The sequence below is a fragment of the Streptomyces lunalinharesii genome (assembly GCF_039532155.1).
GTDB classification, from domain to species: Bacteria; Actinomycetota; Actinomycetes; order Streptomycetales; family Streptomycetaceae; genus Streptomyces; species Streptomyces lunalinharesii.
On sequence record NZ_BAAARK010000033.1, the window covers coordinates 1 to 20,445 of the forward strand.

At 74.5% G+C, this 20,445-nt stretch carries 18 protein-coding genes; 13 read left to right on the plus strand and 5 right to left on the minus strand.

The window, feature by feature from the left end; all coding sequences use genetic code 11:
- Positions 1-195: 195 nt before the first annotated feature.
- The 6 genes from ABD385_RS32670 (at position 196) to ABD385_RS32695 (ending at position 5,880) form a co-directional block, all read left to right on the plus strand.
- A complete protein-coding gene (locus tag ABD385_RS32670; protein WP_344582807.1) occupies positions 196-609 on the plus strand; it encodes a DUF3151 domain-containing protein in 414 nt (137 codons plus the stop codon).
- A 169-nt stretch (positions 610-778) separates the two neighbouring features.
- The gene (locus ABD385_RS32675) at positions 779-1,672 is read left to right on the plus strand and encodes a tryptophan 2,3-dioxygenase family protein (protein WP_344582808.1); all 894 of its coding nucleotides are present in this window, start codon (positions 779-781) and stop codon (positions 1,670-1,672) included.
- Positions 1,665-3,002 carry a kynureninase gene (locus tag ABD385_RS32680; protein ID WP_344582809.1) on the plus strand — a complete coding sequence of 446 codons (1,338 nt, stop codon included), beginning with the start codon at positions 1,665-1,667 and terminating at the stop codon, positions 3,000-3,002. Before ABD385_RS32675 ends, ABD385_RS32680 begins: the two co-directional genes overlap by 8 nt.
- Entirely contained in the window at positions 2,999-3,754 is a 756-nt protein-coding gene (locus ABD385_RS32685) for an alpha/beta hydrolase family protein (RefSeq protein ID WP_344582811.1), read from the plus strand. Before ABD385_RS32680 ends, ABD385_RS32685 begins: the two co-directional genes overlap by 4 nt.
- Positions 3,755-3,856: 102 nt before the next feature.
- Positions 3,857-5,227, plus strand: a complete 1,371-nt coding sequence (locus tag ABD385_RS32690; protein WP_344582813.1) for a sensor histidine kinase — start codon at positions 3,857-3,859, stop codon at positions 5,225-5,227.
- Positions 5,224-5,880, plus strand: a complete 657-nt coding sequence (locus tag ABD385_RS32695; protein WP_344582815.1) for a response regulator — start codon at positions 5,224-5,226, stop codon at positions 5,878-5,880. The genes ABD385_RS32690 and ABD385_RS32695 overlap by 4 nt, the downstream gene beginning before the upstream one ends.
- A 112-nt stretch (positions 5,881-5,992) precedes the next feature.
- Here ABD385_RS32695 and ABD385_RS32700 read toward each other — a convergent pair whose 3' ends face one another.
- The gene (locus ABD385_RS32700) at positions 5,993-7,651 is read right to left on the minus strand and encodes an ABC transporter permease (RefSeq protein ID WP_344582817.1); all 1,659 of its coding nucleotides are present in this window, start codon (positions 7,649-7,651) and stop codon (positions 5,993-5,995) included.
- The gene (locus tag ABD385_RS32705; protein WP_344582819.1) at positions 7,648-8,625 is read right to left on the minus strand and encodes an ABC transporter ATP-binding protein; all 978 of its coding nucleotides are present in this window, start codon (positions 8,623-8,625) and stop codon (positions 7,648-7,650) included. Before ABD385_RS32705 ends, ABD385_RS32700 begins: the two co-directional genes overlap by 4 nt.
- Positions 8,626-8,718: 93 nt before the next feature.
- On the opposite strand from ABD385_RS32705, the gene ABD385_RS32710 reads away from it, so the two are divergent.
- Complete coding sequence (locus ABD385_RS32710) at positions 8,719-9,297, plus strand: GbsR/MarR family transcriptional regulator (protein WP_344582821.1); 579 nt, start codon at positions 8,719-8,721, stop codon at positions 9,295-9,297.
- Between the two features lie 56 nt (positions 9,298-9,353).
- Here the strand turns inward: ABD385_RS32710 and ABD385_RS32715 are convergent, their stop codons facing one another.
- Positions 9,354-10,364, minus strand: coding sequence for a diacylglycerol kinase catalytic domain-containing protein (locus ABD385_RS32715; protein WP_344582823.1), 1,011 nt, complete (start codon positions 10,362-10,364; stop codon positions 9,354-9,356).
- Between the two features lie 237 nt (positions 10,365-10,601).
- Here ABD385_RS32715 and ABD385_RS32720 point away from each other — a divergent pair, with 237 nt between their 5' ends.
- A complete protein-coding gene (locus ABD385_RS32720) occupies positions 10,602-11,888 on the plus strand; it encodes an adenylosuccinate synthase (protein ID WP_344582825.1) in 1,287 nt (428 codons plus the stop codon).
- An 83-nt stretch (positions 11,889-11,971) separates the two neighbouring features.
- Here the strand turns inward: ABD385_RS32720 and ABD385_RS32725 are convergent, their stop codons facing one another.
- A complete protein-coding gene (locus ABD385_RS32725) occupies positions 11,972-13,513 on the minus strand; it encodes a serine/threonine-protein kinase (protein ID WP_344582827.1) in 1,542 nt (513 codons plus the stop codon).
- Between the two features lie 361 nt (positions 13,514-13,874).
- Between ABD385_RS32725 and ABD385_RS32730 the strand changes: the two genes are divergently transcribed.
- The 4 genes from ABD385_RS32730 to ABD385_RS32745 all read left to right on the plus strand — a co-directional run bounded on the left by ABD385_RS32730 (position 13,875) and on the right by ABD385_RS32745 (position 17,857).
- Entirely contained in the window at positions 13,875-14,675 is an 801-nt protein-coding gene (locus tag ABD385_RS32730) for a polyphosphate polymerase domain-containing protein (protein WP_344582829.1), read from the plus strand.
- Positions 14,676-14,914: 239 nt separating this feature from the next.
- Positions 14,915-16,273 carry an aspartate aminotransferase family protein gene (locus tag ABD385_RS32735; RefSeq protein WP_344582831.1) on the plus strand — a complete coding sequence of 453 codons (1,359 nt, stop codon included), beginning with the start codon at positions 14,915-14,917 and terminating at the stop codon, positions 16,271-16,273.
- A 153-nt stretch (positions 16,274-16,426) separates the two neighbouring features.
- Positions 16,427-17,110, plus strand: coding sequence for a GntR family transcriptional regulator (locus ABD385_RS32740; protein ID WP_344582833.1), 684 nt, complete (start codon positions 16,427-16,429; stop codon positions 17,108-17,110).
- A 96-nt stretch (positions 17,111-17,206) separates the two neighbouring features.
- Positions 17,207-17,857 carry a hypothetical protein gene (locus tag ABD385_RS32745; RefSeq protein ID WP_344582835.1) on the plus strand — a complete coding sequence of 217 codons (651 nt, stop codon included), beginning with the start codon at positions 17,207-17,209 and terminating at the stop codon, positions 17,855-17,857.
- 58 nt (positions 17,858-17,915) lie between these two features.
- On the opposite strand, the gene ABD385_RS32750 is transcribed toward ABD385_RS32745, so the two are convergent.
- Complete coding sequence (locus ABD385_RS32750; protein ID WP_344582837.1) at positions 17,916-18,728, minus strand: SLATT domain-containing protein; 813 nt, start codon at positions 18,726-18,728, stop codon at positions 17,916-17,918.
- 291 nt (positions 18,729-19,019) lie between these two features.
- Here ABD385_RS32750 and purD point away from each other — a divergent pair, with 291 nt between their 5' ends.
- Positions 19,020-20,276, plus strand: coding sequence for a phosphoribosylamine--glycine ligase (purD, locus tag ABD385_RS32755; protein ID WP_344582839.1), 1,257 nt, complete (start codon positions 19,020-19,022; stop codon positions 20,274-20,276).
- Positions 20,277-20,445 lie beyond the last annotated feature (169 nt).

The following is a 20,445-nucleotide window of genomic DNA, read 5'->3' on the forward strand; positions in this document are numbered from 1 at the left end:
TCCGCCCCCCCCCCCCCCCCCCCCCCCGCCCCCGCACCACAGCGGTCAAGCCCCGCGCAGCGGCTCCGCACCCCACAAGCCCCGCGCAGCGGCCCCCGCGCCGCAGGCGCAACACCCGAACCCCCACGGCGGGAACGCCGACAACGTGGGAAGGCGCCCAAGCGCAGAAGCGCAGCGACCGGGCAGACTGGGACCATGCCCATTCACGAGAACCTCCTCGGGGGACCGCCCCCGACCCACCTGCCCGACGACCCGGAGCCCCGTGCGCTGCTCGCCTCGGGCACCGCGCCGGCCGACGTCGCCGCGAAGTACCCGGCCTCCTCCCTGGCCTGGGCCCAGCTGGCCGACGACGCGTTCGAGGCCGGCCGGGTCGTGGAGTCCTACGCCTACGCCCGCACCGGCTACCACCGCGGCCTGGACTCGCTGCGCCGGGCCGGTTGGAAGGGCCACGGCCCGGTGCCGTTCGAGCACGAGCCCAACCGCGGCTTCCTGCGCGCGCTGCACGCCCTCGCCCGCGCCGCCCAGACGATCGGCGAGCAGGCGGAGTACGAGCGGTGCTCGACGTTCCTGCGCGACTCCTCGCCGACCGCGGCCAACACGCTCGGCTGAGCCGCCGCGGGGCCGGCCGCAAGATCGCGGCCGGCCCTTGCGCGGTGGTGGTGCAGCACCGATGATTTCCAGTGGGCCGGGTCATCCCGCGCCCGAGGGGACCGGGGCTCCCGAGCCGACGAGGAAGGAGCGGACCGCTACCCGGTAGTTCGCACCTGAGGAGTCCCTCATGTCGCAACCGTCTCCCACCCATCCCGCGGACCGCGCTCCGGCGTCGCCGGACGCCGCGTCCAGTGAGGCGGACCCGCCCTTCGGCCCCGACCTGAGCATCGGCGCCGGCGCCCCCACCCCGTACGAGGACTACGTCCGCGCGAGCGTCCTCACCCACCTCCAGCAGCTCCACTCCGACGACCCGGGCGAGATGGTCTTCCTGGTCACCACCCAGGTGATGGAGCTGTGGTTCACCGCCCTCGTCCACGAGTGGCACACCGCCGCCGAGGCGCTGCGCCGGGACGACCTGCCGGTGGCGATGGACGCGCTGCGCCGTTCCACGTGGGAGCTGGAGGCGCTGAACGCGGCGTGGAAGCCGCTCGCCCGGCTGACGCCCGCCCAGTTCAACGCCTACCGCGACGCGCTCGGCGAGGGCAGCGGCTTCCAGTCCGCGATGTACCGGCGGATGGAGTTCCTGCTCGGCGAGAAGTCGGCGTCGATGCTGGTGCCGCACCGCGGCTCGCCCCAGGACCACGCCGCGCTGGAGAAGGCGCTGCACGAGCCGAGCCTGTACGACGAGGTGCTGGGGTTGTTGGCCCGCCGCGGCCACCCGGTCCCGCAGGACGTCCTGCGGCGCGACCCGACCCGGCGCCACGAGGCGGACCCGGCCGTCGAGGAGGTCTGGGCCGCGGTCTTCGCCGGCCCGCAGGACTCCGAACTCGTGCGGCTCGGCGAGCTGTTGACCGACGTCGCGGAGCTGGTCTGGCGCTGGCGCAACGACCATCTGGTCGCGACCCGGCGGGCCATGGGCGCGAAGATGGGCACCGGCGGGTCCGCGGGCGTCGCCTGGTTGGAGAAGCGGGCCCGCAAGAACGTCTTCCCCGAGCTGTGGACGGCGCGAAGCCATGTCTGAGAGCCCCGAGAGCCCGATGAGCCCCGGCCCCGCCGCTGCCGTGGCCCGTACGCAGGCGGCCCGCGCCGCGGAGTTGGACGCCGCCGGGCCCCTCGCCACCACCCGCGACCGGTTCGTCCTCGACGACGACACCGTCTACCTGGACGGCAATTCGCTGGGTGCGCTGCCCCGGTCGGTGCCCGGGCGGATCGCCGAGGTGATCCACCACGAGTGGGGCGAACTGCGCATCCGGTCCTGGACCGAAGCCGGTTGGTGGACCGCGCCCGAGCGGATCGGCGAGAAGATCGCCCCGCTCATCGGGGCGGCCCCCGGCCAGGTGGTGGTCGGCGACTCCACCAGCGTCAACGTCTTCAAGGCGGTGACCGGCGGCATCCGGATGGCCGGGAAGGGCTGCACGGAGATCCTGGTCGACGCCACGACCTTCCCCACCGACGGTTACGTCGCCCGTTCCGCGGCCCGCATGGCGGGGCTGGCGGTCCGGCCGGTCGAGCCCGCGCGGATCGCCGACGAGGTCACCGAGCGGACCGCGTTGGCGCTGGTCAACCACGTCGACTACCGCACCGGCGAGTTGAACGACATGGCCGCGATCACCTCCGCGTTGCACACCGCGGGCGCGCTGGCGGTCTGGGACCTGTGCCACAGTGCCGGGGCGCTGCCGGTCGCGCTGGACGCCTGCGGGGTGGACCTCGCGGTGGGCTGCACCTACAAGTACCTCAACGGCGGCCCGGGTTCGCCCGCGTACCTCTACCTCCGCACGGGCCTCCAGGACCAGTTCGAGTCGCCGCTGCCCGGCTGGAACTCGCACGCCGACCCGTTCGGCATGGACCCCGGCTACACCCCGGCCGACGGCATCCTGCGCGGCCGCGTGGGCACCCCCGACATCCTCTCGCTGCTGGCCCTGGAGGCGGCGCTGGAGGCGTGGGAGGGCGTCGCCATCGAGGACGTGCGGGCCAAGAGCCTGGCGCTGAGCGACTTCTTCCTGGAGTGCGTGGCGGCGTACGCGCCGGCCGGGCGGGTCCGTTCGGTGACCCCGGCCGACCATCGGCGGCGCGGCAGCCAGGTGTCGTTGGCGTGCGTCCCCGACCCGTCCGCCCCGGTGGAGGAGGGTGGGACGCCCGTGGCCGGCCGGGTCATGGCGGAGCTGATCCGGCGCGGCGTGGTCGGCGACTTCCGCCACCCGGACGTGCTGCGCTTCGGCTTCACGCCGCTCTACACCACCTTCGCGGACGCGGAGCGGGCGGCGTGGGTGCTCGGCGAGGTCCTGCGCGACCCGGCCACGACGGGACCGGGCTCGGGATCGGGGCCGGCGCTCGGCGGTGCCGCCGGGTGAGCGCGGCGGACGAGGAGGCGGCGCTGCTGGGGCTCGCCCCGGTGGCGCCGGATCGCACGCTCGCCTACGGCCCCCACCCCGACCAGGTCGTGGACCTGTACGGGGCGGGGGCCGGGCCCCTCGTCGTCCTCCTGCACGGCGGGTTCTGGCGGGCCGCCTACGACCGGCGCCACCTCTCGCCGTGCGCGGCGGAGCTGGCCCGGCACGGGCTGCCGGTCGCGCTCGTCGAATACCGGCGGGTCGGTGCGGGCGGCGGTGTGCCGGAGACGTTCGACGACGTCCCGGCGGCCCTCGCCGCGGCGGCCGGTGTCGCGGCGGACCCCGCGGGCCGGCCCCGCCAGGTCGTGCTCGTCGGGCACTCCGCCGGCGGTCACCTGGCGCTGCTCGCCGCCGCCCGTCCGGGGACGCCGGTGACCCGGGTCGTCGCGGTGGCCCCCGTCGCCGACCTGGCGCGCGCCCACGCGCTGGGCCTCAGTGGCGGCGCGGTCGCCGAACTCCTCGGTGCCGGGCCCGGTTTCGCCGGCCGACTGGCCGCCGCCGACCCGCTGCGCCACCCGCCCGTCGGCGTCCCGGTCACGCTGCTGCACGGCACCGACGACCAGGACGTCCCGCCGGACCTCTCGCGTCGCTACGCCGCCGCCCACCCGGCCGCCACCGCACTGCGCGAGCTGCCCGGCACCGGCCACTACGCCGCGCTGACGCCCGGCACCGGGGCCTTTCGCACCCTGCTGGGGCTGGTGCGCGGCGGGTGAGCCGGCGGTGCCGGGCGCGCCGCGTAGTACTTGAGACGGACGGTGGCAGATCCGCTTCGGTGGGGACGCCCCGAGGGGGGTTCGCTGTTTACCGTGGTGTGCGTGAACGAGACGACCCAGACGCCGGGCCAGCTGCGCTCGGAGGCGCGGATAGTCACCGGCGTGCTGCACTCCCTGCGCCGGGACCTGTTCGTCGGTGCCTTCGCCCTCCGCCCGCTGCCCCCCTTGGACGACGCCAAGGTCTCCCGGTGGGTGCCGTGGCTGCCCCGCCGGGCCCGGCGGCTGGCCCGCTGGCTCCCGCACTGCGCCGTGGGATTCTTCGCGGCCTGCGTCTTCATGGGGGCCGCGACCCCCGGCTACGGCAGCAGCCCGGCGCGCGAGATGCTCGACATCGTGCTGGCGCTGCTGATCGCGGTGCCGCCGGTGCTGACGCTCTTCCGGCCGGTGGGGGCCTTCTGGCTGTCGCTGCTGGCGTTCGTCGTGGGCGGGCTCGGCTCCCGCTTCCTCTCGCCGTACGTCAACGTCTGGGGGGACGCCGCCTTCGTCGTCCACCTCGCGGTGATGACGCTGGTGGTGCTGCGCACCCGGCCGCGGATGGCGGTCGAGACGTGGGTGGTCACCATCGCCGCGGGGGCGGTGGTCTCGGTGCTCGCCGGCGGCGGCGAGCTGGGGCAGATGCCTCCGGTGGCGTTCTTCTCGGGGGTGGTGCTGGTCTCCGCCGCCGCGGTCCGGGCCTGGCGTGAGGAGCGCCGGCAGGTCGTGGTGACCCAGAGCGTCACCGCCGAGGAGCGTTCTCGCCGCACCCTGCTGGAGGAGCGCGCACTGATCGCCCGGGAACTGCACGACGTGGTGGCGCACCACATGTCGGTGATCGCCATCCAGGCGGAGGCGGCGCCGTACCGGGTCACCGACCCGCCGCCGGAGCTCGCCAAGTCCTTCGCCACCATCCGGGAGAACGCGGTCGCCGCGCTCACCGAACTCCGTCGCATCCTCGGCGTGGTCCGCTCGGAGGACCCGGACGCCTTCGCCGAACGCGATCCGGAGGCCCCGCAGCCGACCCTCGCCAGCCTCGACGGGCTGTTGGACAGCGTCCGGGGCGCGGGATTGACCGTGGAGGCGGTGACCACCGGGTCCGTGCGGCCGCTGCCGCAGGGCGTGGAGCTGTCGGCGTACCGGATCGTGCAGGAGGCGTTGAGCAATGCGCTGCGGCACTCGCCGGGTGCGGACGCGCGGGTGGAGGTCTCCTACGTGCTCGGCGGGATCGGGCTGCGGATCGTCAACGGTCCGGCGAGCCGGCTCGCCAAGCCGTCGCCGGGCGCCGGTCACGGGCTGCTCGGCATGCGGGAGCGGGTGCAGATGCTCGGTGGTGAGATGACGGCCGACCGCACCGAGGACGGCGGCTTCGAGGTCGCGGCCTTCCTCCCGGTGCTGAACCCGGCGGGGGACACCGCGCCGGGCGGGAGGGCAACATGATCAAGGTGTTGATCGTCGACGACCAGGTGATGGTCCGCGAGGGCTTCTCCGTGCTGCTCAACGCCATGCCGGACATCGAGGTGATCGGGGAGGCCGTCGACGGCCGGCAGGCGGTGCAGAAGGTCGCGCTGCTGAAGCCGGACGTGGTCCTGATGGACATCCGGATGCCGGAGATGAACGGCTTGGAGGCGACCCGCGAGATCGTCGCCGCCGACGCGGACGCCAAGGTGCTGGTGCTGACCACCTTCGACCTGGACGAGTACGTCTACCAGGCGCTGCGCTCCGGGGCCAGCGGCTTCCTGCTCAAGGACGCCTCGGCCGGCCAGCTCGCCGAGGGCGTGCGGATCGTCGCCGCCGGCGAGGCGCTGCTCGCCCCCACCGTCACCAAGCGCCTGATCAACGAGTTCTCCCGGCTGGGCTCGCCGCGCGCCCCGGCCCAGGAGCGGATCGGCGACCTGACGGAACGGGAGACCGAGGTCCTGGTGCTGGTCGCCCAGGGCCTGTCCAACGGCGAGATCGCCGCCCATCTCGTCGTCGCCGAATCGACGGTGAAGACGCACGTCAGCCGGATCCTGGTGAAGCTGGGGCTGCGCGACCGCACCCAGGCGGCGGTCTTCGCCTACGAGGCACGCCTGGTGACGCCCGGCGGCTGACGGACGCGGGGCGGGCCCGTCGGCACTGTCCACACCCTGTGGACAGTGCGGCCCGCCGGCCGCAGCGCGCCGCCGGAGCCCGCGACGGCTCCGACGGCGCCCGGCTGCCGGATCAGCCGATGTCGCGCCGGCGCAGTCCGACCAGTCCGACGCAGACCAGCACCGCCGTCAGGGCCGTCAGCCAGAGGAAGGGCGCGGCCGTCACCGCCCCGCCGGGCAGCTTGGGCAGGTGCGCGTACGGCGAGAGGTCCAGCGCCCACTGGGGGAGCCGCAGCACCGGACCGAGCCAGCCGAGGGCCAGGCAGCCGCCGGTCAGCGCCCAGACCGCGCCGGTGGCCCCGGGCAGCACGCCGACGACGGCCGTCGCCACCGCGGCGAGCGTCCACGCCGCCGGGACCTGCGCGAGGGCCGCGGTCAGTACCCGGCCGGTGCCGCCGGCCACGTCGCCGACCGAGGCGCCGTAGGTGACGCCCAGCGTCAGCCCGCCGGCGGCCAGCACCACGGCGGTGCCGACCAGCGCGATGACCAGGTGGCCGGCGGCCCAGCGCAGCCGGCCCACCGCCCCGGCCAGGACGGGTTCGGCCCGCCCGCCGGTCTCCTCCGCGCGCAGCCTGAGCACCGCCCCCACTGCGGTCAGCGCCGCGACCGTGCCGAGCAGGCCGACGATCGCGGCGAGGAAGGCGTCCGTCAGCGACTGCTGTCCGCCGAGCCGCTCGAAGATCTCCCGGGTCCGTTGGTTGTCGCCGACCATCCGCGCGGCGCCCTCGGCGATCCCGCCGAACACCGCCCCGACCAGCGCGAACCCGGCCGTCCAGCCCGCCAGGGAGGCCCGCTGCAACCGCCAGGCCAGGCCGCCGGGCCCGCTGAGCGAGCGCGCCGCGCGGGCCGGGCCGGGGCGGGCCGGCAGAAAGCTCAGGCCCAGGTCGCGGCGGGCGGTCAGGGCGTAGGCCGCCGCGGCCGTCAGTGCCGTGGCGGTGGCGAAGAGCAGGAGTACCCACCAGCGTTCGCCGGCGTAGGCGCGCAGGTGCTGCGCCCAGCCGACGGGGGAGAGCCAGGTGAGCACGGCGGCGCCGCCGCTGCCGGGGGCGCCGGCGCCGTCGGACGCGTCGCCGGCGGCGCGCAGCGCGAACGCCGCGCCCAGGGCCGCACCGGTCAGCCCCCTGGCCAGCCGGGCGCTCTCGGTGAGCTGGGCGGCGATCGCGGCCAGGGCGGCGAAGAACAGGCCGGTGCCGCCGATCGCGAGGCCGAGGGCGAGCGAGCCGCCCACCGGCCGGCCGGTGGCGGTCAGTCCGGCCGCGGTCAGCGCCGCGACCCCGGCGTCGGCGATCAGGGCCGCCGACAGGGCCGCGGTCAGCGGCGCCCGGCGGCCCACCATGGCGGCCAACAGCAGCTCCTGGCGGCCGGTCTCCTCCTCCTCGCGGGTGTGCCGGACGACGATCAGCAGGCTCATCACGGCCGCCAGCACCGCCCCGAGCCCGGCCATCCGCCAGGCGACGAGCCCGCCCAGCGAGTCGTCGAGGACCGGTCCGTACAGAGCGCGCAGCGAGCCGTCGGCGTTCATCGACGCGGCCAGTTCGGCGCGCCGGGCGGCGGTGTCGTAGAGCGCGGCGAAGGACGGGCCGGTGGCGACCACCGCGAGGCCGAGGGCCAGCACCCAGGCCGGGATCATCAGCCGGTCGCGGCGCAGCGCCAGGCGCAGCAGGGTGCCGGTGCCGGCCAGGTGGCGCGGCCCCGCGGGACGGCGGGCGGCCGGCGCGGCCAGGGCGCTCATCGGGAGACCGCCCCTTCGGCGCGGGCGTCGTCTCGGCGGCGGGCGGCGGGGCGGAGGTCGTCCTGGTAGTGCCGCAGGAAGAGTTCCTCCAGGGTGGGCGGGGTGCTGGTGAGGCTGCGCAGGCCGGCCGCGCCGAGCGGGCCGAGCACCGCGGTGAGCCGGTCGGTGTCGGCCTGGAGCCGCACCCGGCAGGCCGGGCCGCCCTGGAGCGGCTGGACGGTGAGGCCGTGGACGCCGGGCAGGTCGTCGAGTCCGGCCGGCGGGCCGGCCAGCTCGGCCACCACGGTCGTCCGGGTCAGGTGGCGCAGCTCCCCCAGCGAGCCGGATTCGACGGTGCGGCCCCTGCGGACGATGCTGACGCGGTCGCAGAGCGCCTCCACCTCGGACAGCACGTGGCTGGAGAGCAGGACCGTGCGGCCGCGGTCGCGCTCCTCGGCGACGCAGCTCTGGAAGACCTCCTCCATCAGCGGGTCCAGCCCGGAGGTCGGTTCGTCGAGGACCAGCAGGTCGACGTCGGAGGCGAAGGCGGCGACCAGGGCGACCTTCTGGCGGTTGCCTTTGGAGTAGGTGCGGCCCTTCTTCGTGGGGTCGAGCTCGAAGCGCTCCAGCAGCTCGTCCCGTCGGGCGGCGTCCAGCCCGCCGCGCAGCCGTCCGTGCAGGTCGATGACCTCCCCGCCGGAGAGGTTGCGCCACAGGGTGACGTCGCCGGGGACGTAGGCGACGCGGCGGTGGATCTCTACCGCGTCCTGCCAGGGGTCCCGGCCGAGGACCTGCGCGGTGCCGCGGTCGGCGCGCAGCAGGCCGAGCAGGACGCGGAGGGTGGTGGACTTCCCGGCGCCGTTGGGACCGAGGAAGCCGTGCACCTCACCGGCCTCGACGGTCAGGTCGAGGCCGTCCAGCGCGTGGGTCCGGCCGAACGACTTGTGGAGGTCGGCCACCCGGATCGCGGGGACGGGAGAGAATGCCGTGGTCATGCTTTCGAAGGTACGTTCATTTCATAAATTTGTGAAGTTAAAAAACCGTATAAAGTTGAGGGACCGGCTCTGAACAGGGGAGATGATGCCGAAATGAGCGAGCAGCGACAGCGGGACACGCGCCGGGCGGCCGCACGCGACGACGCGGCGGTCCTGACGTTCGTGGAGCGGTTCGCGGCGCAGATGGTCGACGCGGGGATGCAGCGGATGCCCGCCCGCGTCTTCTCCTGCCTGCTGGCCTCCGACTCCGGCGTCCTGACCTCCGCCGAGTTGGGCGAGCGGCTCCAGGTGAGCCCGGCGGCCGTCTCCGGCGCGATCCGCTACCTCTCGCAGGTCGGCATGGTCAGCCGCGAGCGCGAGCCCGGTTCCCGCCGCGACCGCTACCGCGTCCACAGCGACCAGTGGTACGAGGCCCTGACCCGTCGGGACAGCGTCCTGACCCGCTGGGAGGACGTGCTGCGCGAGGGCGTGGCGAGCCTCGGCCAAGAGAGCGCCGCCGGCCGCCGGCTCGGCGAGACGCTGGCCTTCACGGAGTTCATGCAGCAGGAACTCCTCGGCATGATGGACCGCTGGCGCGACCACCTCGCCGATCTCCGCACCGAAGCCACCGAAGCCACCGAAAACACCGCCGGCGAGGGCGCGCCCGGACGCGACCCGGCCACGCGGCGCTGACCCCGCGCCCCCCGTTTCCGCACGCCGCCCGACGGGCCCGCGCGCCGCGCCCCCGCTCACCCCTGCCGCGGCAGCTGCAACCGCCAGGCGCCCGGCTGCACCGTCCAGGTCCGGGTCCGCACCGGCCCGCCGACCAGGGCGTCCGCCCGGTAGTGGAAGTCCGCTCCGGACACCGTCACCGCCCGCGCCCGGGCCCGCAGTGGCCGCTCCCCGCCCGGCCAGTGCACGACCACCTCGGCCAGTCCGCCCGGCAGTCGGGCCGGGCCGCCGCCCACGGCCGCGTCGTCGCCGGCCCACGGCACCACCGACACGCCGCGCACCGGCCGGTCCAGATCCGCCAGCAACGCGCCGTCGGCCTCGACCCGCAGCCGCAGCCGCTGCGCGGGCACCCGTCCGCGCCGCCCCGCGCCCGCCTCGGGCGCGCCCGGCCGGGGAGCGCCCCGGAGCCCCGCCGTGGGCGCGGCGAGCAGCGACAGCGCCGTACGGGCGGTGCGGGCCGCCGGCTTCCACCAGGAGCGGTGCCCGAACTCCGCCTCCGCGTCGAGGTCCGCGCCCCCGCCGTCCGCGACCGGGGCCCCGCAGGCGGCCCGCCCGTCCGGCTCCGCCGCCGCGCCGGAGGCCCCGTACGCCCCGTACTCCGGCAGCGCACCAAAGGTGTCACCGCACGGGATGCGCAGCCCGCCCAGCACGATGCCGTCGCTGTCGTCCGTGAGCAGGTCCATCGGCCGCTCCCCGCCGTCCAGGACGGTCCGCGCGGCGGCCACCGCGTCCGTGGGCACGCCCAGCGTCCGGCTCAGCGCGACGGCCTCCGGCGGGCCCACCGGGACCAGAGACAGCGGCACCCCGGCCAGCTCGCGCCCCTTGTGCAGCAGGCCCACCGCCCGCAGCAGCGCCCGGTCGTCGCCGATCACCACCGGGCGGCGCCGGCCGCGCCGGGCCAGCGCCTGGGCGAACTCCTCCGGCCCCGCCGGCAGGCAGATCTTCGCCCCGGCGCCGGCGCACAGGACGTCCTTCGCGATCCGTACGGACTCGCCGTCGGTCCTGCGGGCGACCGGGTCGATGACCACAAGCAGGGGACACCCCCGAACGGACTCCGCGGGAGAGTGCCCAGAAGACTGCGCCGACACCTCGGTCCTTCCTCAGGTAGCATCTCGGTGCAAGAGCCCCTTGCGCTATTGCGCCAGGGGCTTCGTCTATTCCGGGGCACCGGTCCGACGGCTCCGGCGACGACGTACGCGTGAACACGCGGGCGTCGCGCCTTCCACGCACGTTGGACATGCCCCGCCCGGAAGGGGTGTACGCCTGTGCCCGCACTTGTGCTGCTCGGTGCTCAGTGGGGTGATGAGGGCAAGGGAAAGGCCACCGATCTGCTCGGTGGGTCAGTGGACTACGTCGTGCGTTATCAGGGCGGCAACAACGCCGGCCACACGGTCGTCGTGGGCGACCAGAAGTACGCACTTCACCTCCTCCCTTCCGGAATCCTCTCGCCGGGGTGCACCCCGGTCATCGGCAACGGCGTCGTGGTCGACCCGGCGGTCCTGCTCTCCGAGCTGAGCGGACTCAACGAGCGCGGCGTCGACACGTCCAAGCTGCTGCTCAGCGGTAACGCGCATCTGATCACGCCGTACAACATCACCACCGACAAGGTGACGGAACGGTTCCTCGGCAAGCGGAAGATCGGCACCACGGGCCGGGGCATCGGCCCGACCTACGCCGACAAGATCAACCGCACCGGCATCCGGGTCCAGGACCTCTACGACGAGTCGATCCTGGCCCAGAAGGTCGAGGCGGCCCTCGACGTCAAGAACCAGCTGCTCACCAAGCTCTACAACCGCCGCGCCATCGAGGCCGGGCAGGTCGTCGAGGAGCTGCTGGGCTACGCCGACCAGATCAAGGGCTACGTCGCCGACACCACCCTGATCCTCAACAAGGCCCTGGACGACGACAAGGTCGTGCTCTTCGAGGGCGGGCAGGGCACCCTGCTCGACATCGACCACGGCACGTACCCCTTCGTGACCTCCTCGAACCCGACCGCGGGCGGTGCCTGCACGGGTGCGGGCGTCGGCCCCACGAAGATCAGCCGGGTCATCGGGATCCTCAAGGCGTACACCACCCGGGTGGGCGCCGGACCGTTCCCGACCGAGCTGTTCGACGAGGACGGCGAGGCGCTGCGCCGGATCGGCGGCGAGCGCGGCGTCACCACCGGGCGCGACCGTCGCTGCGGCTGGTTCGACGCGGTCATCGCCCGCTACGCGACCCGCGTCAACGGCCTGACGGACTTCTTCCTCACCAAGCTCGACGTCCTCACCGGCTGGGAGCAGATCCCGGTCTGCGTGGCCTACGAGATCGACGGCAAGCGCGTCGAGGAGCTGCCCTACAGCCAGACCGACTTCCACCACGCGAAGCCGATCTACGAGATGCTGCCGGGCTGGTCCGAGGACATCACCCAGGCCAAGACCTTCTCCGACCTGCCGAAGAACGCCCAGGCGTACGTCAAGGCGCTGGAGGAGATGTCGGGCGCCCCGATCTCCGCGATCGGCGTCGGCCCGGGCCGGACCGAGACGATCGAGATCAACTCGTTCCTGTCGTAACGGGTGCGGCACGACCCCGGCGGTGCGGTCCTCGCGGGCCGCGCCGCCGATGACGGGGTGACGGTGGGGCGGGCGCCCCGCCGTCACCCCTTCTTCGTGTACAGCAGCGGTGCCAGGCCGCCCGCGTCGTCGAAGGTGCGCCGCAGCTGGCCGCCCATCAGCTCCAGGGTGCTGGGGGAGCCGGGGCGGCAGGTGTCGGGCGGGCCGGAGACCACGGTGGACGGGCCCAGGCGCACCGGCGGGCCGGCGCTCTTGAGGGTGGCCACGAACCGGCAGTCGTACGTGGGCCCGGTGGCCTCCATCCGGAGCACCGCCTCGCCGGGCTTGCCCTGGACCAGGGTGAAGCGGCGCACGTCCAGCCGGGAGTCGCCGATCGTCGTCGACCAGATGCCCAGGTAGTCGGCGGGGATGCCGCCGGGCGGCGTCGTGGGCCGGTCCGTGGTCTTCTCGGTGGCGGCGGCGCTGCCGTCGCCGGGCGCGCCGAGCAGCGCGTACGCGGCGGCGGTGCCCCCTCCGGCCAGCACCAGCGCGGCCGCGACCAGCAGTGTCCGGCCGGTGCGGCGGCGGCGCGCCGGGGCGGGGACGCGCGGTGGTGCCACGGTGGCGGGCGAGGCGACGGCGGTCGCCGCGGTGGGCGTCGGTGCCGTGCCGTCCTGCGGGTCCTCGGTCTCCAGCAGTTCCACCGCGTGCCGTCCCAGCCGGGCGACGAGCGCCCCGGGGAGCCACGGTTCGTCCTCGGCCGCCCCGGAGGCGTCCGGGCCGTCCTCGGCCCGCGCCACCAGTTCCTCGGGCGTGGGGCGACGGGCCGGGTCCTTCGCCAGGCAGGCGGTGACCAGCTCCCGCAGCCCTTCGGGGAGCCCGGTCAGGTCCGGTTCCTGCTCGGCGATGCGGTACATCATCGCGTGCGGCAGGGTCGTCTCCGAGCCGAACGGCGGGCGGCCGGTGGCCGCGTAGACCAGCACCGAGCCGAGGCAGAAGACGTCGCAGGCCGGCGTGAGCGGCTCGCCGCGGACCTGTTCGGGCGCCATGAAGCCGGGCGAGCCGACCGCGGAGCCGGTGTGCGTCACCGCGCTGGTGCTGACGCCCTCCAGGGCCCGCGCGATGCCGAAGTCGATGACCCGCGGCCCGTCGAGGGTCAGCAGGACGTTGGACGGCTTGAGGTCGCGGTGGATGAGGCCGGCGGCGTGCACGGACCGCAGGGCGCGGGCCAGTCCGGCGGCCAGGATCCGCACCGTCCGCTCCGGCAGCGGGCCGGTGCCGCCGACGGTCTGTTGGAGGGAGGGGCCGGCGATGTAGCCGGTGGCCAACCACGGGGTCTCGGCCTCGGTGTCCGCGTCCAGGACGGGCGCGGTCCACTCGCCGCCCACCGTGCGGGCGGCCCGCACCTCGCGGCGGAAGCGGGCCCGGAACTCCTCCTGGTGGGCCAGTTCCGTCCGCACCAATTTGACCGCGGCGGTCCGGCCGCGGTCCGAACGGGCGAGGAAGACCCGCCCCATGCCGCCCTCGCCGAGCCGCCCCAGCAGGCGGTACTCGCCGATCCGCTGGGGGTCGTGCGTGTCGAGCGGTGCCAGCCCGCCGAGCCTTTCGGCCCGTCCCCGCTGCCCCGCTCGTCCTGGCTGTGCCATGATCCGCCGCCCCTTTGCCCGGCTTTCCCCGCCCCCGCTCGGTGGGAGCGGTCATTCGTCCGCGGTGAGGATATCGAGGCCGGGCGCGCGGCCGGTGGGGCGGTATTCGGCCAAGCCGTAAGGCCGTTGGCGCGGGCCGTTGTCCCGCCGGTCGCGGGGGCCGGTCCCGTGGGGGGACGTACGGGCCGGTGGCTGAGGTGCCGTCAGTGGTGGCCCCCTGTCCGGGAACTGACGCAACGGATGACTGATTCCGTGTCGCGGAACTCTTCAGGGTTATCGATCGTAAAGAAAGGAGAAAAACCGCAGAGAGCGACGACAGGACCCGCACGATCCCCCGTCCCCCCTCCTCCAAGGAGACCGTGTGATACCCGCCGTACGAGCCCTTGCGCGGGCGGCCATGGCCGCCCGCCCCGTCCCGCTGGCCGAGGTCCAGGCCCGCGCCGAACTCCTGGCTCGCTTCAGCACCACCTACCTCGTCCCGGTCGACGTCTTCGCCGCGTTCGCGGCCGAACTCACCGACCGCAACCGCCCCGGCGGCCCGTTCGCGGCCCTGTGCATCAACGGCCGCCGCTGGTTCCGCTACCAGTCCGTCTACTACGACACCCCCGACCTGCGTTCCTTCCACGACCACCGGCAGCGCAACGTGCTCCGCTTCAAGATCCGCGAACGGCTCTACGCCGACACCGGCGAGCGGCAGTTCGAGGTCAAGCTCAAGGGCGAGCACGGCCGCACGATCAAGCACCGGCAGCCGCTGCTCCCCGGTGACCAGGCCCTGGGCGAGGCCCCGCGGGACTTCCTCGCCGCCGTGCTCGACCGCTCCTACGGCATCGAGGCCCCCACCGAACTGGGCCGTTCCATCGAGACCGACTACCAGCGGGCCACCTTCGTCGCCGACGGCCAGCGCGTCACCTGCGACGCCGCCCTGGTCTGCCGCGACCTGGCCACCGGCCGCACCGTGCGGGCCGACGGCGGGCTGGTCGTCGTCGAGACCAAGACCGCCGGCCGGCTCACCGAGGCCGACCGGCTGCTGACCGAGTACGGCATCCAGGCCGCCGACTTCACCAAGTACTGCGGCGGCCTGTCGGCGCTCCGGCCGAACCTGTACGCCAACCACTGGCGCGGGCCGGTCCGGACCGCCTTCCCCACCGCCGCGGCGGCCTGACCCGGTGCGCGGGGCGACCAGCCCTGTGCGCCGCGGCTCCTGACGATGCCCGGGGGCAGGTACCCCCACCCCCGGGCATCCCTGGAGATTCCTCCAGGACCGTAGACATTCTGTCCGCGCGCGTGGTGAGCGCCATACACACTGTCGGTACCGGTCAGCGCACCGTGATCCTTAGGCTGGAAGCCGTTCGCCGTTCCTGTCCAGCGACGGACCCCCGCGACCGATCCGAGGTACTGACCGTGAGCACGTTGCCCCCCGACCCCGCCGCCGGCGCCGCAGTGAAGGCCGCCGACCGCGCGCACGTCTTCCACTCCTGGTCCGCCCAGGGCCTGATCGACCCGCTGCCGGTCGCCGGTGCCGAGGGCTCGTACTTCTGGGACTACGACGGCAACCGCTACCTCGACTTCGCCTCCCAGCTGGTCAACACCAACATCGGACACCAGCACCCCAAGGTCGTCGCGGCCATCCAGGAGCAGGCCGGCAAGCTCTGCACCCTCGCCCCGGGCTTCGCCGTGGACGTCCGCTCCGAGGCCGCCCGGCTGATCGCCGAGCGCACCCCCGGCGACCTGGACAAGATCTTCTTCACCAACGGCGGCGCCGAGGCGGTCGAGAACGCCGTCCGCATGGCCCGGCTGCACACCGGCCGCACCAAGGTGCTGTCCACCTACCGCTCGTACCACGGCGGCACCGCCGCCGCGATCCACCTGACCGGTGACCCGCGCCGCTGGGCCTCGGACACCGGCGCCGCCGGCGTCGTCCACTTCTGGGGCCCGTTCCTGTACCGCTCGCCGTTCCACGCCGAGAACGAGGCCCAGGAGTGCGAGCGCGCCCTGGCCCACCTGGAACAGACCGTCGCCTTCGAGGGCCCCCAGTCGATCGCCGCGATCATCCTGGAGACCGTGCCCGGCACCGCCGGCATCATGGTCCCGCCGCCCGGCTACCTCGCCGGCGTCCGCGAGATCTGCGACCGCCACGGCATCGTCTTCATCCTCGACGAGGTGATGGCGGGCTTCGGCCGCACCGGTCACTGGTTCGCCGCCGACCACTTCGGCGTCACCCCCGACCTGCTCACCTTCGCCAAGGGCGTCAACTCCGGCTACGTCCCGCTCGGCGGCGTGGCCATCAACGCCGAGATCGCCGCCACCTTCGACCAGCGGCCCTACCCCGGCGGCCTGACCTACTCCGGGCACCCGCTGGCCTGCGCCTCCGCCGTCGCCACCCTCAACGCGATGGCCGAGGAGCGAATCGTGGAGAACGCCGCGGAGATCGGCGAGAAGGTCATCGGCCCCGCGCTGCGCGAGATCGCCGAGCGGCACCCGTCGGTCGGCGAGGTCCGCGGCCTGGGCGTCTTCTGGGCCCTCGACCTGGTCCGCAACAAGGAGACCCGCGAGCCGCTGGTGCCCTACAACGCGGCCGGCGCCGACAACGCCCCGATGGCCGAGTTCGCCGCGGCCTGCAAGCGCGGCGGCCTGTGGCCGTTCGTGAACATGAACCGCACCCACGTCGTCCCGGCCTGCACCGTCACCGAGGCCGAGGTCAAGGAGGGCCTCACCGCCCTCGACGAGGCCCTGACGGTCGCGGACGCGCACACCGTCTGAGCGCATCCGCCGGGCAGCACCTGCGCGCGGCCCCCGCCCCTCGTGGCCGGGGCCGCGCGCGTGGTTTCACGTGAAACCGTGGCGATCCCCTCGCCTATGGTGGGGGAGGGCCGCTCCCACCTGCGGTCATGGACGTCGAAGGAGACGCACCGAATGGCCCCGGGCTCGGACAGCTCCAGCTCAGTGATACGGCGCAGCACCCTGCGCGAGCAGATCGCCGACGCGCTGCGCGACGAGGTCCTGGCCGGCCGGCTGCCGTCCGGCCACCCGTTCACCGTCAAGGAGATCGCCGACCAGTACGGCGTCTCCGCGACCCCGGTGCGCGAGGCGCTGCTCGACCTGTGCGCCCAGGGCCTGCTCGACGTCGAGCAGCACCGCGGTTTCAAGGTGCACGCCTTCACCACCGACGACTTCCGCGCCATGGTCGAGGCCCGCACCCTGATCATCGAGGGCATCTTCCGCAGCAACGCCGAACGGGCGCTGCTGGCCACCCCCGCCGAGGTGCTGATCTCCGTCCGCCGTCGAGCCGAAGAGGCCGAACGCGCCGCCCTGGCCGGTGACCTGGACGTCCTCATCGGCTACGACCTGCGGTTCTGGCGCGAACTCAGCGGCATCGTCCGGAACGCCTACATCAGCGACTTCCTGGACCGGATCCGCGTCCAGACCTGGATGTTCGCGGTGCCGCTGCTGCGCCGCGAGCCGCGCCTCAAGGGCCGCCTGTGGCACGGCCACAGCGAGTTGGCCGACGCCCTGCTGCGGCACGACCTGCCGGACGCCCAGCGGCTGATCGCCGAGTACAACGAGCACTCCCTCGCTCTCGTCGGAACGGCCCGGTAGCACTACGCTGTCCCGACCATCGGCCGTAATGGGCCGTACCCGTGGCTGTACGTGCGCCGGTGCCCTACGTCCCCTACCGGAAGCGAGCCCCCACCCGTGGCATGTGACCTGTGGCTGGTACCCCTCGTCGATGTGCTGTGCCACAGCCCCGACAACCCGTTCTCCGAAGAGATCGCCGCCTACAACGAGGCCCTGGTGGGCGCGGGCCTGCCGGAGATCCCGGTCTTCTCCTACATGCCGGGCCTCTCCGGTGACGTGGCACCGGTCGCCGGCTTCGACTACGACGCGCTGCACTTCCTGCGCCGCGCCTACCTGCTGCAGCTGTGCGGCCTGGAGGTGACCCCGGTCGACGAACTGGGCGGCGACTACGAGCAGTTGCTGGAGATGTTCGAGTCCACCGCGCAGCAGTCCCACCTGGTCTGGCACTACGACCACGCGGGCGCCTACGTCCCGGTCGACTTCCCGCACCCGCTCGCCACCGAGGAACTGCTGGCCGGCGGCGGCCCGCTGGGCTCCTCCCACGGGCTGCTGCGGGACCTCGAACTGGTCGCCCCGGCACTGGGCATCGATCCGGCCAACCCGCCGGCCGCCCCCGCGCCGCCGGCCGGTCCCACCTCCCTGGAAGAACGGGCCACCGCGGTCCCCCCGGACGACGGCCCGTTCGCCCGGGAACGGCATGTCTGGCTCGGGCTGCACGCGGCCGCCACCCGGAGCCTGGGCCAGGGCTCCATGATCGTCTTCAGCTGAGCGGACCGGCCGGGGCGGCGGGTCCGCCCCGGCCCCACCGGGCCCGCCCGGTCGCCGCTCAGCGCGGGGTCTCCGGCGGCCGTTGCCGCGGCATGTTCGGCCGCGTGCCGGGCGACCGCAGGAACCGCCCCGGGTGCCCCGGACCCTCCGACCGCGCCGCCGCCCACGGCAGCACGGCGTGACTGGCCTGCGGCACCGGGGCGGACCGGAACTCCACCATCCAGTCCGTCGTCTCGGTGCGGACCAGCTCGCCGATGTCCTCGTTGAACCGCCGCAGCACGGCCAGGCAGCGCTCCGCCGCCTCGCTCGCGGTGCCCTCCGTCGGCCCGAGCACCTCCCGTACGCTCTCCGCCGCCCAGTCGAACTGGAGCGCCTCCAGCCGCCGGTGGATCGCCTGGGCGGTGGCCAGGTCCCGCATCCACCCCGCGGTCATCCCGAAGTACCGGTCGCAGCCCACGCACACCGCGGCCAGCAGCAGCGTCAGCGCGCCCCAGGGCGCCCCGTGCTCCCAGACCCCGGCGAGGTCCAGCAGCGGCAGCGCCCCGCCCGCGGTCACTCCGGCCGCGGCCCCCGTCCGCAGCGCGCGGGCCCCGCGCCGCTTGGCCAGCCGGTCGCGCAGGTACCAGTCGGCGGTGCGCAGCGCGCCCTCCTCGCTCCACAGGTACAGCGCGTCCAGCCGGTCACCCGGCTCCCCCCAGTCGCCGTGCGGGAAGGCGCGCCCCACGAGGTCCCCACGGCCCCGGAGCGGGCCCGCGGGGCGGCGCTGCGGTCGGCCCTGGTCCCGGTGGCGGTCCGGGGACCGTCCGCGGCCCCGGTCGGGCCCGCCCTCGCCCCTGGGGGGCCCCTCGGGCTGCATCTCCGGCTGACTCACCCGTGCGCTCCCTCGTACGCGGATCCGTGAGGTGCGCGGAGGACCTACGGGAGGGCCGAGCACCGCCCCCTTCCTACCGCCGAACGGCTGGCCTCTGTCCCAAGATCGCCCGTTTTCCGCCCGGAAGTGGTGCGGGATCCGGTATAGGGCGCTCACCGGTCTCACCCGAAAGAGTTGCCGTCGTGCGGGCCCAGGGTGAGGGGGCCGGCGTTTTCGGGCGGAGTCCCTCCTTGTGCGATCGGGGCACGCCCGGCGGTCGACCGGTTGGTGCGTTCGTCTAGGCTGCACTGCGTGAAGGTCCTCGTCATCGGCGGCGGCGCCCGCGAACACGCCCTGTGCCGCTCCCTGTCCCTCGACCCCGACGTCACCGCGCTGCACTGCGCCCCCGGCAACGCCGGGATCGCCGAGGTGGCCGCACTCCACGGGGTCGACGCCCTCGACGGGCGGGCGGTGGCCGACCTCGCGGTGGGCCTGGCCGCCGACCTCGTCGTCGTCGGCCCCGAGGCCCCGCTGGTCGCCGGCGTCGCGGACGCGGTGCGCGCGCGCGGCATCCCGGCCTTCGGCCCGTCGGCCCGGGCCGCCGAGCTGGAGGGCTCCAAGGCGTTCGCCAAAGACGTGATGGCCGCCGCCGGCGTGCCCACCGCCCGCAGCTACGTCTGCACCACCCCGGAGGAGATCGACACCGCCCTGGACGCCTTCGGCGCGCCGTACGTCGTCAAGGACGACGGTCTGGCGGCCGGCAAGGGCGTGGTGGTCACCGAGGACGTCGCGGTCGCCCGCGCGCACGCCAACGCCTGCGACCGGGTGGTCATCGAGGAGTTCCTCGACGGCCCGGAGGTCTCCCTCTTCGCCGTCACCGACGGCGAGACCGTCGTGCCGCTCCAGCCCGCCCAGGACTTCAAGCGCGCCCACGACGGCGACCAGGGCCCCAACACCGGCGGCATGGGCGCCTACAGCCCGCTGCCGTGGGCCGACCCCGAACTGGTCGACGAGGTGCTGCAGAGCGTCCTTCAGCCCACCGTCGACGAGCTGCGCCGCCGCGGCACCCCGTTCTCCGGGCTGCTCTACGCGGGCCTGGCGATCACCTCCCGCGGTGTGCGCGTGATCGAGTTCAACGCCCGCTTCGGCGACCCCGAGACCCAGGTCGTGCTGGCCCGCCTCAAGACCCCGCTGGCCGGCCTGCTGCACGCCGCGGCGACCGGCACCCTGGCGACCTTCCCGCCGCTGCGCTGGAGCGACGGCGCCGCGGTCACCGTCGTCATCGCCTCCCACAACTACCCGGGCGCGCCGCGCACCGGCGACCCGATCGAGGGCCTGGCCGCGGTCGCCGCGCAGGACGCCCCCGACGCCTACGTGCTGCACGCCGGCACCCGGCGCGACGCGGACGGCGCGGTGCTCAGCGCGGGCGGCCGGGTGCTGTCCGTCACCGCCACCGGCGCCGACCTGGCCACCGCCCGCGAGCGGGTCTACCGCTCCGTCGACCGGATCGCGCTGGACGGCGCGCACCACCGCACCGACATCGCCGCGAAGGCGGCCGCCGGGGAGTGACCCACGGTGGTTCCGGCCCGCTCCGGCGGCCCGCGCGGAACAGAAGCACACCTGAGGCATGTGTCATTTCCCTGACATATGCCTCAGGTGCGTTGTGGGGTGGCCATCCGTCGGGAAGCCGCCCAGAACGGTACGCATCCGGCCCCCGGCTTTACCCAAAGCCATTCCA